Source organism: Pseudomonas sp. P7759 (genome assembly GCF_013386445.1).
Classification (GTDB): Bacteria; Pseudomonadota; Gammaproteobacteria; order Pseudomonadales; family Pseudomonadaceae; genus Aquipseudomonas; species Aquipseudomonas azotoformans_A.
In genome coordinates this window covers 77,003-90,661 of the sequence record NZ_JACART010000027.1, presented here as the reverse complement: position 1 = coordinate 90,661, position 13,659 = coordinate 77,003, and the positions used below count along the sequence as shown (strand labels likewise).

General features: G+C 61.5%; 6 protein-coding genes. 2 read left to right on the top strand and 4 right to left on the bottom strand.

Features of this window, described 5'->3' with window-relative positions:
* Position 1 precedes the first annotated feature (1 nt).
* The 3 genes from HX823_RS20990 to HX823_RS20980 are packed head-to-tail and all read right to left on the bottom strand — an operon-like array spanning position 2 to position 4,720.
* A complete protein-coding gene (locus HX823_RS20990) occupies positions 2-1,186 on the bottom strand; it encodes an osmoprotectant NAGGN system M42 family peptidase (protein WP_010208883.1) in 1,185 nt (394 codons plus the stop codon).
* A gap of 24 nt (positions 1,187-1,210) precedes the next feature.
* Positions 1,211-2,944, bottom strand: coding sequence for an N-acetylglutaminylglutamine synthetase (gene ngg / locus HX823_RS20985; RefSeq protein WP_177076442.1), 1,734 nt, complete (start codon positions 2,942-2,944; stop codon positions 1,211-1,213).
* A 3-nt stretch (positions 2,945-2,947) separates the two neighbouring features.
* Positions 2,948-4,720: an N-acetylglutaminylglutamine amidotransferase gene (locus HX823_RS20980; protein WP_177076440.1), complete on the bottom strand. Its 1,773-nt coding sequence runs from the start codon at positions 4,718-4,720 to the stop codon at positions 2,948-2,950.
* A 309-nt stretch (positions 4,721-5,029) separates the two neighbouring features.
* On the opposite strand from HX823_RS20980, the gene HX823_RS20975 reads away from it, so the two are divergent.
* On the top strand, positions 5,030-9,880 hold the full coding sequence (locus HX823_RS20975) for an NEL-type E3 ubiquitin ligase domain-containing protein (protein ID WP_177076438.1): 4,851 nt from the start codon (positions 5,030-5,032) through the stop codon (positions 9,878-9,880).
* On the opposite strand, the gene mnmC is transcribed toward HX823_RS20975, so the two are convergent.
* Positions 9,881-11,869 (bottom strand): bifunctional tRNA (5-methylaminomethyl-2-thiouridine)(34)-methyltransferase MnmD/FAD-dependent 5-carboxymethylaminomethyl-2-thiouridine(34) oxidoreductase MnmC, encoded by a 1,989-nt coding sequence (mnmC, locus tag HX823_RS20970; protein ID WP_177076436.1) that lies wholly within the window; start codon positions 11,867-11,869, stop codon positions 9,881-9,883.
* A gap of 141 nt (positions 11,870-12,010) precedes the next feature.
* On the opposite strand from mnmC, the gene pap reads away from it, so the two are divergent.
* A complete protein-coding gene (gene pap / locus HX823_RS20965; RefSeq protein WP_038847416.1) occupies positions 12,011-13,525 on the top strand; it encodes a polyphosphate:AMP phosphotransferase in 1,515 nt (504 codons plus the stop codon).
* The last annotated feature ends 134 nt before the right edge of the window (positions 13,526-13,659 follow it).

The following is a 13,659-nucleotide window of genomic DNA, read 5'->3' as shown; positions in this document are numbered from 1 at the left end:
CTCAGGACTTATTGCCCACCAGGCTGTCCACCGACGGCACACGTGTGTCGCTTTCCATCTGCGTCTCGTGCTCGATCTGATGACTGAACCGATCCAGGGAGCCCTGGGCCGGCTGTGCATCGCTGGCGAACACCGGCGGGCTGAGGATGTAAGCGCCCAATAGACGACTCAACGCCGCGAGGCTGTCGATATGAGTGCGCTCATAGCCATGGGTCGCATCGCAACCAAACGCCAGCAAGGCGGTGCGGATATCGTGGCCGGCGGTGACCGCTGAGTGTGCGTCACTGAAGTAATAGCGGAACAGGTCGCGACGCACTGGCAATTCGTTGTCAGACGCCAGGCGCAGCAGATGCCGGGACAGGTGATAGTCATACGGCCCGCCGGAGTCCTGCATCGCCACGCTGACCGCGTGCTCGCTGGAGTGCTGGCCGGGGGCGACCGGGGCGATATCGATGCCGACAAACTCACTGACGTCCCAGGGCAGGGCGGCGGCTGCACCGCTGCCGGTTTCTTCGGTGATGGTGAATAGTGGATGGCAGTCGATCAGCAAGGGCTCGCCACTGTCGACAATGGCCTTGAGCGCCGCGAGCAGGGCGGCGACACCGGCTTTGTCATCCAAGTGGCGCGCGCTGATATGCCCGCTCTCAGTGAACTCGGGCAACGGGTCGAAGGCGACATAGTCACCGATGCCAATGCCCAGGGAATCGCAATCGGCGCGGGTCGCGCAATAGGCGTCAAGGCGCAGTTCCACGTGGTCCCAGCTCACCGGCATTTCATCCACGGCGGTGTTGAAGGCATGCCCGGAGGCCATCAATGGCAACACGCTGCCGCGGATCACGCCATTGTCGGTGAACAGGCTGACGCGGCTCCCTTCGGCAAAGCGGCTCGACCAGCAGCCCACCGGCGCCAGGCTCAGGCGGCCGTTGTCCTTGATCGCACGCACGGCCGCGCCGATGGTGTCCAGGTGCGCGGACACGGCGCGGTCGGGGCTGTTTTTCTGGCCTTTCAAGGTCGCGCGGATGGTGCCGCGGCGGGTCATCTCAAACGGGATGCCGAGTTCTTCCAGGCGCTCGGCGACGTAGCGCACGATGGTGTCGGTAAACCCGGTGGGGCTGGGAATGGCGAGCATTTCCAGCAGGACTTTTTGCAGGTAATTCAGATCCGGTTCGGGGATGGTTCGGCTCATAAAGACTCCTGGGGTTCGGATCGTTCAGCTATGGGGAAACAGCAAATCCACAAATTTCTCCGCGGTAGGCTGCGGTTCATGATTGGCCAGGCCGGCCCGTTCGTTGGCTTCGATAAACACGTACTCGGGTTGATCGGCGGCGGGCACCATCAGGTCCAGGCCCACCATGGGGATGTCCAGGGCGCGGGCGGCGCGTACGGCGGCGTCCACCAGCGTCGGGTGCAAGATGGCGGTGACGTCTTCCAGGCACCCGCCGGTGTGCAGGTTGGCGGTGCGGCGCACGGCCAGGGTCTGGCCACGGGGCAGGATGCTGCTGTAGTCGACACCGGCGGCTTTCAAGGTGCGTTCGGTTTCGGCATCCAACGGGATTTTGCTTTCGCCGTCGGTGGCAGCCTGGCGGCGCCGGCTTTGGGCTTCGATCAGCGCGCCGATGGAATGGTGGCCGTCACCGGTCACCTCCGCAGGGCGACGAATCGCAGCGGCAACCACCTCGAAACCGATCACCAGGATGCGCAGGTCCAACCCTTCGTGAAAGCTCTCCAACAGCACACGGCTGTCGAACTGCCGCGCCGCTTCAATGGCCTGCTGCACCTCTTCGATGCTCTGCAGGTCCACCGCCACGCCCTGGCCTTGCTCACCGTCCAGCGGCTTGACGACGATGCGCTGGTGCTCGTCGAGGAACTCCAGGTTGTCATCCGCGCTGCCCGCGAGTTGCTGTGAAGGCAGTTTCAAACCGGCCGCTTTCAGCACTTTGTGAGTCAGGCTTTTGTCCTGGCACAGGGTCATGCTGATGGCGCTGGTCAAGTCGCTCAGCGATTCACGGCAACGCACGCGACGCCCGCCGTGGCTCAGGGTGAACAACCCGGCATCCGCATCATCCACCTGTACGTCGATACCACGACGATGCGCCTCTTCGACAATGATCCGCGCATAGGGATTGAACCCCGCCTGCGGGCCCGGGCCGAGAAACAGAGGCTGGTTGATACCGTTCTTGCGCTTGATCGCAAAGGTGGTCAGCGCGCGAAAGCCAAGCTTGGCGTAGAGGTTCTTGGCCTGACGGTTGTCGTGCAGCACTGACAGGTCCAAGTAGCTCAAGCCACGGCTCATGAAGTGTTCCACCAAATGGCGCACCAGCACTTCGCCCACGCCTGGCCGCGTGCATTGCGGGTCGACCGCCAGGCACCACAGGCTGCAACCGTTTTCCGGGTCGTGAAAGGCTTTTTGGTGATTCAGACCCATGACGCTGCCGATCACCGCGCCGCTGTCTTCGTCTTCCGCCAACCAATACACCGGGCCACCTTGATGGCGCGGCGTGAGGCGTTCTGCGTCGACCGGCAACATGCCGCGTCCCTGATACAACTGATTCACTGCCAGCCAATCCGCCTCAGTCTGCACCCGGCGAATGCGAAAGCCGCGGAACACGCGAGTGGCGGGGCGGTAGTCGGTGAACCACAGGCGCAGGGTGTCGGAAGGGTCGAGGAACAATTGCTGCGGGTCGATCCCCAGGATCTGCTGGGGCGCCGCGACGTAAAGCGCGATATCCCGCTCGCCCGCCTGCTCATTGAGCAATTCCTGGGCGAGACTGGCAGGGTCTGGAAAGGTATGACCGATCAACAACCGGCCCCAACCGCAATGCACGGCAATCGGTTCGGCCGCCAATGGGCTGCCATCTTCCGCCAGCCGGGCTTGCAGGCGCTCGTACGACGGTGCCTGGCCCTTCAGCAAACGTTGGCTGTAAGCCGCTGCATGGGGTTTCATCGATCAGATTCCTTGTTCGCTGAGCCACAGGTTCAGCGCCGCCAGTTGCCACAGCTTGGAGCCGCGCAGCGGAGTCAATTGGCCTTGCGGGTCGGTGAGCAAGCGGTCAAGCATCGCGGGGTTGAACAGGCCGCGATCCTGGCTCGGGTCGAGCAACAGTTCACGTACCCAGTTCAACGTGTCGCCCTGCAAATGCTTGAGGCCAGGTACCGGGAAGTAGCCTTTTTTGCGGTCGATGACTTCGCTTGGGATCACGCGGCGCGCGGCTTCTTTCAATACCTGTTTGCCGCCATCGGGCAGCTTGAACTTACCCGGCACCCGCGCCGAGAGTTCCACCAGGCGGTAATCCAGGAATGGCGTGCGCGCTTCCAGGCCCCAGGCCATGGTCATGTTGTCGACGCGTTTGACCGGGTCGTCCACCAGCATCACCGTGCTGTCCAGGCGCAGGGCCTTGTCCACCGCGGCATCGGCGCCTGGCATGGCGAAGTGTTCGCGCACGAAGTCACCGGCGGCGTCATTGGCGGTCAGCCATTTTGGCGCGACAGTCGCCGCGTAATCGTCATAGCTGCGGTCGAAAAACGCATCGCGATAAGCCGCGTACGGATCGCTGGCGCCGTCCACCTGCGGATACCAATGGTAACCGGCGAACAGTTCATCCGCGCCCTGGCCGCTCTGCACCACTTTGCAATGTTTGGCCACTTCCCGCGACAGCAGGTAGAAGGCGATGCAGTCGTGGCTGACCATCGGCTCGCTCATGGCGCGGAAAGCGGCGGGCAGTTGTTCGATGATCTCGCTTTCGGCGATGCGCAATTGGTGGTGGCGGGTGCCGTAGTGCTTGGCGATCAGGTCGGAGTATTGAAACTCGTTGCCCGCTTCGCCGCCGGCGTCTTCAAAACCGATGGAAAACGTCGACAGGTCTTGTACGCCGACTTCGCGCAGCAGGCCCACGAGCATGCTCGAATCGACACCACCGGAGAGCAACACGCCCACATCCACCGCCGCACGTTGGCGGATGGCCACGGCTTCGCGGGTGCTGTCGAGTACGCGGTCGGTCCAGTCTTCCAGGGTCAGGTTTTTTTCGTCGTCGTGTGGGCCGTAGGGCAGGGTCCACCACACTTTCTGCTCGGTCTTGCCGCTGGCGTCGATGCGCATCCAGCTGGCTGGCGGCATTTTTTCGATGCCGGCCAGCAAGGTGCGCGGCGCAGGCACCACGGCGTGGAAGTTCAGGTAATGGTTGAGGGCCACCGGATCGAGGATCGGGTTGATATCACCGCCCTTAAGCAGTGCCGGCAAGGCCGAGGCAAAGCGCAAACGCTGGCCGGTACGTGACAGGTACAACGGCTTCACGCCAAGACGGTCACGGGCGATGAACAGGCGTTGGGCATCACGTTCCCAGATCGCAAACGCGAACATGCCATTGAGCTTTGGCAGCAATGCCTCGCCCCAGGCGTGATAGCCCTTGAGCAGCACTTCGGTGTCGCCGCCGGAATAGAAGGCGTAGCCCAGGGCTTCCAGCTCTTCTCGCAGTTCCGGGAAGTTATAGATCGCGCCGTTGAAGGCCAATGACAGGCCGAGCTGCGAATCGACCATCGGTTGGGCTGAGCCGTCCGACAGGTCCATGATTTTCAAGCGCCGGTGGCCGAGTGCAATCGGCCCTTGGGCATGGAAACCCCAGGCGTCTGGGCCACGGGGAGCCAGGTGATGGGTGATGCGCTCAATGGCTGCCAGGTCGGCAGGTTGGGCATCGAAACGTAATTCTCCAGCTAATCCGCACATAAATTCCTTACCGGTTTTTCCGTTGGGGAGGGGAAACACTCAATACGCCCTGAAGGGCGCGTACCCAGAAACTGACACGGGGCTATTCGTGGAGTTTTAGACCGATAAGTTATAAGGCAAATAGCCGCAATCTCGGCGTGGACTCTGTCGGCCGTGCGCGGGCTGCGTGCCAGTGGTGGTACAAGAAGCCGGTTTCGCCGCAAAATCTGCGGCGTTTCAGCCCTTGAATGCTGCGGTTTTTGAACCTTTTTCCACGGGCCGTAGGTTTATCGTCTCCAGCCATCATTGATTGCATCAGGGAGGGTTGGAATGACTGAAACACAGGGTTTATATGAAGAGGTTGCCCCCGTAACGCGCGATGAGCTGGACGCCGCCTTACTCGATATGACCGGCGATCTGGATAAGGCACAGGTGTTGCACCAGACGTTGCCGCACTGGATGCTCGACGCGCCGCCGGGCAGCCTGGCGGCCGTCGAGCAGGCCTACCTCGACAGTGGGGCCCCGCGCCAACGCCTTGAGCAGCGCCTTGGCCGGCTGCAGCCGTTGCATGAGTTCTGCACGGCAAAACTGCAGGAATATCTGGTCGGCAAAGGGCATGCGGGGCTGAATGTTCGCCAGGACTATCTGGAACGCCCCAGGAGCGAACCGTTCGAAATTGCGCCTAACGTGAGCGGTATTCCGATTTTTTCGACCACTCTGGAAAAACACAGCCTAGTGCAGGCGGCCATGCAGAATTTTTCCGAAGCCGAGGCCGAACTCGACGGCCTGCCTAAAAAGTCCCTGATTCGCCGGGGGGCTGACAACAGCATTGTGTCAGGTCTCACCGCGCATCAATTCGTGGGCTATTGCCGCGATCTGGATCTGGGCAACGCCTACCAGGCGCATTTACGCGACGTCTTCAGCTTGCCTGCCCCAGGCGAGTCGGCGCTGCCCCTGAGCTACAACCTTGCCGCACTGGATGTGGGACGGGGCAAGCGCGCCGATATGCTGACAGACCTGCACCTCGCCCTGGCCAGGCAAGCTATCAGCCAGGCCACCCATGCTCGTCTGCTCAAGTTGATCAAGGCCGACTTGCCAGCCGCCCGGCATGCCGATTCGGAGTTCACCCAGGAACGCCTGATCTGGCAGGGCCTTAATCTGGACAAGGCCTGCCTGTGGAGTGTGTTGGTGTTTTCTGAGGCGCAGGCCGGTGAGCTGGCCGAGGATAACCTGATCGTCTACATGCCCGACGAACCGCTGCGTCCCTGGTACGAATACTCGACCCTGGCGGACTTCAAGCAGTACCTCACGCTCAAGTTGCGAGTGGCGTCCTACCGGCAGGCGTTCGTACGCTATCTGGATGAATCCGAGCGCGTGGATTTTCTCAGCCACTTTCAAGCCGGTGGTGCGCTGGGTTCGCTGCAAGCAATACCGGTAAACGACAATTTCAGCGATTTTTTCTTCCGCGCCTGCGTCGGCAAAGTCCAGTTGGATGCGCGGGTATTGGCCGTGCCCAAGGCTCAAGTGGATGAAGACGCGCGGCAACAGCGCCTGTGGGATTACCTCAACTTCGGGCTGGATGTCCTCAATGTTGCGGCCTTCGTGGTGCCGGTACTCGGGCAACTGATGATGGGTGTTGCCATCGGTCAACTGCTGGGGGAGGTGTTCGACGGGGTCGAGGACTGGAGTCATGGCGACAACGCCGAGGCACTCAAGCATCTGGTCAATGTGGCGGAAAACCTTGCCGCCATGGTGCTGTTCGCGGCAGGCGGGCGCGTGGTGGGGTCGCTCAAGCGCAAGTTGGCCTCGTCTGCAGAGTTTTTCGACAAAGTCGAGGCCGTCAAGCTACGTGATTCCCAACCAAGGTTGTGGCAGCCACGGCTGGCGGCCTATCGCCAAGCTGTGGAGATGACCGATTCGGTGGCGCGTAACTCGCAGGGCGTATACCTGGCCAGCGAGGGCCTCTATATCCAATTGGCGGGCGAGTCGTATGCCATTGCTTATGACGCGAACCTCGGGCAATGGCGAATCATCCACCCGCAACGGCCGGCTGCGTATCGGCCGCCATTGCAACATAATTTCCAGGGTGGCTGGCAACACGACTATGAGCGTGCGCGGGAATGGGCTGAGCCGTTGAACATTCTCCATCGCATTGACCCTGGCCTGGCCGAGGTGCCGTCGGACGACCTACGAAGTATCGCTACCATTAATCAAATGGACCTGCCTATGTTGCGTCAGCTGGCTCAGGCACACACAGCCCTGCCGGAACGCTTCCAGGATGGAGTGGCGCGGTTTCGCCAGCACCGCAAAATGCTTGACCTGATCCAGGCGCTGGAGCCCGAGCAGGCTCTCACACCCGCCACCGCCCGCAGCCAGATGCTCGCCTTGCCGCTGATACCCAGTTGGCCCAAAGGGCGCTTTTTCGAGCTATTGGACGCTGACGGCAACCTCCTTGAGAGCTACCCAAACCTGTCTCCCCTCAACTATGAAGACCTGAGCATTCATATCAACGAGCAGCAACTCAAGGATGGCCAAGTGATGGAGACCTTGCTGCAAGCCTTGGGCGAGGAAGAACGCAGCACGTTGCTTGGCGTCAGCGTACCGCTAGAGGACGCCCAGCCGCTGCTCAAGCGTCGTTTGCTGGAGGCTATGAATGCACAGCATCGCGTCCTTTATGAGCGGTTGTATGACGATTATAACGGCGTCGCCACCGGTGACCTCGCGCCGCTGTGCGCGCGCTTTCCGCGCTTGCCGCGCCGATTTGCGTGGGAGCAACTGTCCGAAGCGCGCACCTTGGATCGCCGCTATTTGCGCAAGGACAATCGTGTGTCGTTGACATTAGAAGAGCGCTGTCGCGAAGCGATTGAGCAGATGGACGAAGACGATGCCCTGATGGGTTTGTACTGGCCGCCCCTGGCCGGTAGCGGAACGCAACGCGTGATCTTCGGCTTGCTCGGGGGGCTGGCGCATTGGCCGCAGGATATGTGTGTACAGCTACGTGAAGGTGGCATGACCGGGGATGTCCTTGAGCAGGTAGGGGCTTCCGGCGCTTCGGTGCAGCGCACCATCGTTCGAGATGCACAGGGTTTTCAGGCCTTCGATGAGCAAGGCAAGGATTTGAATACCCGTGTCAGCGGCCCTGATGGATTGCTTCGGGCGGTGGTGGATTGCCTGTCGACTGCCCGAAGGAAACTGATGGGCCTGGAGGGCGATCAAGCAGTGGACCGCCTGCGCAGCCAGTTACGCTTTAAGAGTCAGGACGAACGTCCTCGTATGCGGCGCTACTTGCGAACGCAGCGTCCGGCCGTAGAGGAGCAACTGTCGGCTTGCGCATCCGCGCAGTTGCGGGAACTGGCCGCACCGGTACTGGCGGATTTTTCAACGGCGTTGGTGCGCAAAGTCAGAAAGCTCTACCCGGCGATGGATGGCGCGCAAGTCTTACATCTTCTGCAGGACGCGGGCGCCGACCACTTGAGCCGTGCGAAGGCGGTAAAGGCGCTTGAGCAGGAGTTCAAGGCACTTCAGCAGGCGCTGAAACGCTGGGTCAGTGACCGTACGGACTATGTGCCTGAGGTCATCCCTTATTGGGATTATCGCCTCAGCCGTTCCCAGGTCCGGGAGGCCATCGAATGCAGCTGGCGCGGGCTGACTATGCTCAGGGACCCAGAGCAGCGCAGTGTCCCCAGCCTGGCGTTGGACGAGATGGTCGTGGGAAAACTGCCGACTTTGCCCGCCCAGATACGCTTCGAAAAGGTCAAACAGTTGTCTCTGCGTAACATGGGCTTGAACGATGAGGTGGCGTATTTTCTCAAGCACTTCAACAACCTGCACACCCTTGATCTGTCGCACAACCAAATCACGCGCTTGCCCGAAGCCCTGTCGTTGATGCCTGACCTGACATATTTGTATTTGCCGCGCAATCGCTTGCAACTCACCGAACACACACGAAAGAAACTCGGTGAGATACGTCGGCTCAAAACCCTGAACCTGGCCCATAACCCTTTGCTCAATGCGCCCGATGTGACGCATCAGCATGATTTGCGCCGGTTGCGGTTGCGCGATTGCGGGCTTAAGGAGTTTCCTGTCGGTGTCGGGGGCCTGCAGTATCTGGATCTTGTTGACTTGCGCGGCAATTTGATCACCACATTGCCCGATTGGCTGTTTCTGCTGCCTCGCCGGGCTGGGCAGGCCTACAACCTGCGCCTAAACGCGTTGTCGGGTGAAAGCGCAGCGGCCCTGAAGGTTTATCTTGACCGCGTGGGCGTTGGCATGGGGTTTCTTGAGGACGACATACCCCGTTTGACCGAACATAGGGCGCGGGAGAACTGGTTGGCGAATGAGCGTGTCGCTGACTATGTCGAGAAGAACCGGGTATGGACCGGACTGAGGAATGAGCCAGACAGTGGGGAGCTGTTTAATTTGCTCGCCGAGTTGGTCAATACCGCGGATGCCACCAAAGTGCGTGATGATTTGGAGCGGCGGGTATGGCGGGTACTGAATGCCACGGCTGCCCATGCAGCGCTGCGCAAAGAGGTATTTGAGCGGGCCGGTGCGCCGTTCAATTGCGACGATTCGACGGCGATGAACTTCAGTGATCTGGAAGTGCTGGTGGAGATCGATGAGGTGTCCCGCGAGAACGCAAGTGAGCCATTGGCTGCCCGATCCCGGTTGAAAGTTGCCAAGGGGCTTTTTCGCCTCGACCAGTTGCGCAAAATTGCGGCTCGCCACAGTAGCGAAAATCCGACCTACGACCCCTTGGAAGTGGAGCTGGCTTACCGTGCAGGCCTGGCACCTCAGGTCTATTTGCCGGGCCAGCCAAGCGGCATGTTGTTCCCGGACCTGGCAGGCGTCACCGAAGTGAAGCTCAGTCAAGCAGAGCTGGAACTCAAGAGCGCTGAATTATCGCCACAGTTACTGGCCTATATCGTCAAGCTGCCGTTTTGGGAACGCTACCTGAAACTCGCTTTTGCCAGCCGTTTTGACACGTTGAACGCCCCCTTCAGCCTGCGCGCCGATGAGGTCTATGAGCAACGTGAAGAGCTGTCGAGCGCCGAGTTCCAGCGCCTGATGAATCAGATCAGGCTGGAAAGGGAGCAGGCCGAAGCCGTCGAGATCGAGCGGCTGACCAAGGGCGCATTGCGCAGTGACGACCAGCATGTGTGTGAAGCGCCGGCGGGTTGATCAAGATGCGGTCGACTTGGCCCGGATCAACGCGCGCAAGACAAACCGATTCGGATGGCACGCCTCGGCCACGCTGGCCGGCAGCGGCAGCGGTTCAGCATCAATCCAGGCAGCCACCAATTCGCCGCACAACGGCGCGGTGATCAGTCCGCGCGACCCGTGGCCACTGTTGATGTACAGGCCTGGCAGCCAGGGGCAGGGCGTGTCCGGCACTTGTCGGGCGTCCTTGCTCAGCACGGCATAGGTTTGGTTGAACAGCGCGAGATCGGCCAGCGGCCCGACAATGGGCAGGTAGTCGGGGCTGGTGCAACGGAAGGCGGCGCGGCCTTCCAGCCCCTCGGGGTCGAGGTGGTCGGCGCCCAGGCGGACCAGCAAGTCTTCGGAGATGTCCCGCAGCATCTCCAGGTTGCCGGCGTGTTCAGCGGCGGTGGGCGTGAGGTCGTCGCTGTTAAAGTCAAAGCTGGCGCCGAGGGTGTGTTCGCCCAAGCGCGCCGGGGCGACATAGCCTTCGGCGCAGACCACGGTCGCCAGTGCTTCGCTCGCCGGGGTTTGCGCCAATCGGGTGATTTGCCCGCGGATGCGCTTGAGCGGCAGCTCGCTGCTCGCCGGAAAATGCTTGATGTCGGCTGCGCCGGCCAGCACCACCACGCGGGCGCTGGCCAACAGCCGATTGCCGTCGAGGGCTTGCCACTGGTTATCGACGTGCCGCAGCTCAACCGCGTGGTGATGGGGAAGCACGCTGATCATAGGGTGCGCTGTTTGCCATTGGCACAACGCCGGCGGATGCACCCAACCGCCCTCGGGGAAAAACAACCCGCCCTGTTCCAGTTGGATACCGGCACGTTGCTGGGCCTGATCTTTATCCAACACGTGCAGCAACTCAGGCGCAAAGGCTTCGGCCAGTTTTGCCTGGCGCTCGGCTTCCTTGGCATCGAAGGCCAGTTGCAGCACGCCGCAACCATCCCAGTCGACCCCGCGATGCAGGTGTTCCAACTGGCGCCGGGTGTGGCCGAAACCGCTCAGGATCAACTGCGATAACGCCGTTCCATGGGCCGAGAGCTTTAAATAGAGTACGCCCTGGGGGTTGCCTGAAGCCTCCTGGGCCAGTGCGGCATGCCGCTCCAGCAGGCTGACGCGCCAGCCACGGGCGGCGAGGCTGGCCGCGGTGGCGCAACCGGCGAGGCCGCCACCGATGATCATGGCGTGACGTTCGCCTTCGATAACCGGTGGCCGCGCAAACCAGGGTTTGGCGGCGGCCGGTGCAGGTGTTTCGGCGGGCCAACCGAGGAACTCGCCGCGCAGGATCTCCCACTTGTGGCCGATGCCCGGCGTGCGTTTCATCTTGAAGCCTGCGGCGTTGATCAGCCGTCGCACCCAACCGGTACTGGTGAAGGTGCTGATGGTCGAACCCGGCGCGGCCAGGCGTGCCAGTTCGGCGAACAGTTCGGCGGTCCACATATCCGGGTTTTTCGCGGGGGCGAAACCGTCGAGGAACCACGCGTCGACCTGCGCGTCCAGTTGTGGCAGTTGCTCCAGAGCGTCGCCGATCAACAGGGTCAGGGTCACGCGACCGTTATCCAGTACCAGGCGTTGGAAGCCTTGATGGATCGCGATGTACTGCGCCAGCAGTTGTTCGGCAAAAGGTTGCAGCTCTGGCCAGAGGGCGAGGGCGCGTTGCAGGTCGGCGTGGCTCAGCGGGTACTTTTCCACACTGACAAAATGCAGGCGCGCACCCGCCACCGCGTGCTGTTCGAACAATTGCCAGGCGCACAAGAAATTCAAGCCAGTGCCGAAACCGGTTTCGCCAATCACCAACCGCCCGTCCACCGGCAAGGCGGCAAAACGCTCCTGCAGTCGGTTTTGTTCGAGGAACACATAACGGGTTTCTTCCAGGCCCGACTTATCGGAGAAGTACACGTCGTCAAACACCCGCGAGTGCGGGCGGCCTTGGTCATCCCAGTCGAGCTGGGCGTGGGTGATGGGCGTCATGGGCGGCTCGGTAAATACAAGGCCGCCATTCTAGCCGATCAACAGGCAATGAATTGACCCACGGCAAGCGCCGATGGAATTTCCTCCCGCGTGTTGCGGCCCAATCCGCTAGTCTTGAGCCATCTTGAAACGGAGCTGCCCATGTTCGAATCCGCCGAAATCGGTCACGCCATCGACAAAGACACCTACGACGCCGAAGTGCCGGCCCTGCGCGAGGCCCTGCTGGAGGTGCAGTACGAGCTGCAACAGCAGAAGCGCTTCCCGGTGATCATCCTGATCAACGGCATCGAAGGCGCCGGCAAGGGCGAGACCGTCAAGCTGTTGAACGAATGGATGGACCCGCGCCTGATCGAAGTGCGCACTTTCGACCAGCAGACCGACGAAGAGCTGGCGCGGCCACCGGCCTGGCGCTACTGGCGTCAGTTGCCCGCCAAGGGCCGCATGGGGATTTTCTTCGGTAATTGGTACAGCCAGATGCTGCAGGCCCGCGTGCACGGGCAGATCAAGGACGCGCGCCTGGACCAGGCCATTGCCGGTGCCGAGCGCCTGGAAAAGATGCTCTGCGATGAGGGCGCGCTGATCTTCAAGTTCTGGTTCCACCTGTCCAAGAAGCAGATGAAGGCAAGGCTCAAGGCCCTGGCTGACGACCCGCTGCACAGCTGGCGCATCAGCCCGTTGGACTGGCAGCAGTCCGAGACCTACGACAAATTCGTGCATTTCGGCGAGCGCGTGCTGCGTCGCACCAGCCGCGACTATGCGCCGTGGCATGTGATCGAAGGGGTGGACAGCAACTATCGCAGCCTCACTGTGGGCAAGCTGCTGCTCGAAGGCCTGCAAAATGCGCTGAAGCTGCCCAAGGGCAAGGCCAGCGGCATGAACCCGGCGCCGTTGATCGCCTCCGTGGACAAGAAGAGCCTGCTGGACAGCCTCGACCTGACGCAACGTTTGGACAAGGACGATTACGAAGAACAACTGATCACCGAGCAGGCGCGTTTCTCCGGCCTGATGCGCGACAAACGCATGCGCAAGCACGCGCTGATCACGGTGTTCGAGGGTAACGACGCGGCGGGCAAGGGCGGGGCTATCCGTCGGGTGGCGGCAGCGCTGGACCCACGGCAGTATCACATCGTGCCGATTGCCGCGCCGAGCGAAGATGAACGCGCTCAACCGTATCTATGGCGTTTCTGGCAAAAGATCCCGGCGCGGGGCATGTTCACCGTGTTCGACCGCTCCTGGTACGGCCGCGTGCTGGTGGAGCGTATCGAGGGCTTCTGCACCCCGGCGGACTGGATGCGCGCCTATGGCGAGATCAACGACTTCGAAGAACAACTGCGTGATGCGGGTGTGATCGTCGTCAAGTTCTGGTTGGCCATCGATAAGCAGACCCAACTGGAGCGTTTCCAGGCCCGCGAGGAAATCCCGTTCAAACGCTTCAAGATCACCGAAGACGACTGGCGCAACCGCGACAAGTGGGACGACTACCGCGCCGCCGTGGGCGATATGGTCGACCGCACCAGCACCGAAATTGCACCCTGGACCTTGGTGGAAGCCAACGACAAGCGCTGGGCCCGGGTCAAGGTGCTGCGCACCATCAACCGGGCGCTGGAAGACGCGTTCGACAAATCCGACAAGCACGATAAAAAGAAAAAGAAATAACTCGGTCCCTGTGGCGAGGGAGCTTGCTCCCGCTGGGCTGCGCAGCAGCCCCAATTGAGCCGCCGCGGTGTATCAGACCTACACGCGGCGCCTGTTCTGGGGCCGCTTCGCAGCCCAGCGCGAGCAAGCTCGCT

What these genes read in the sequence shown, in the direction of transcription:
- HX823_RS20990 (WP_010208883.1), bottom strand. Translation starts at nt 1,186, where the DNA reads ATGAGCCGAACCATCCCCGAACCGGATCTGAATTACCTGCAAAAAGTC.
- ngg (WP_177076442.1), bottom strand. Translation starts at nt 2,944, where the DNA reads ATGAAACCCCATGCAGCGGCTTACAGCCAACGTTTGCTGAAGGGCCAG.
- HX823_RS20980 (WP_177076440.1), bottom strand. Translation starts at nt 4,720, where the DNA reads ATGTGCGGATTAGCTGGAGAATTACGTTTCGATGCCCAACCTGCCGAC.
- HX823_RS20975 (WP_177076438.1), top strand. Translation starts at nt 5,030, where the DNA reads ATGACTGAAACACAGGGTTTATATGAAGAGGTTGCCCCCGTAACGCGC.
- mnmC (WP_177076436.1), bottom strand. Translation starts at nt 11,869, where the DNA reads ATGACGCCCATCACCCACGCCCAGCTCGACTGGGATGACCAAGGCCGC.
- pap (WP_038847416.1), top strand. Translation starts at nt 12,011, where the DNA reads ATGTTCGAATCCGCCGAAATCGGTCACGCCATCGACAAAGACACCTAC.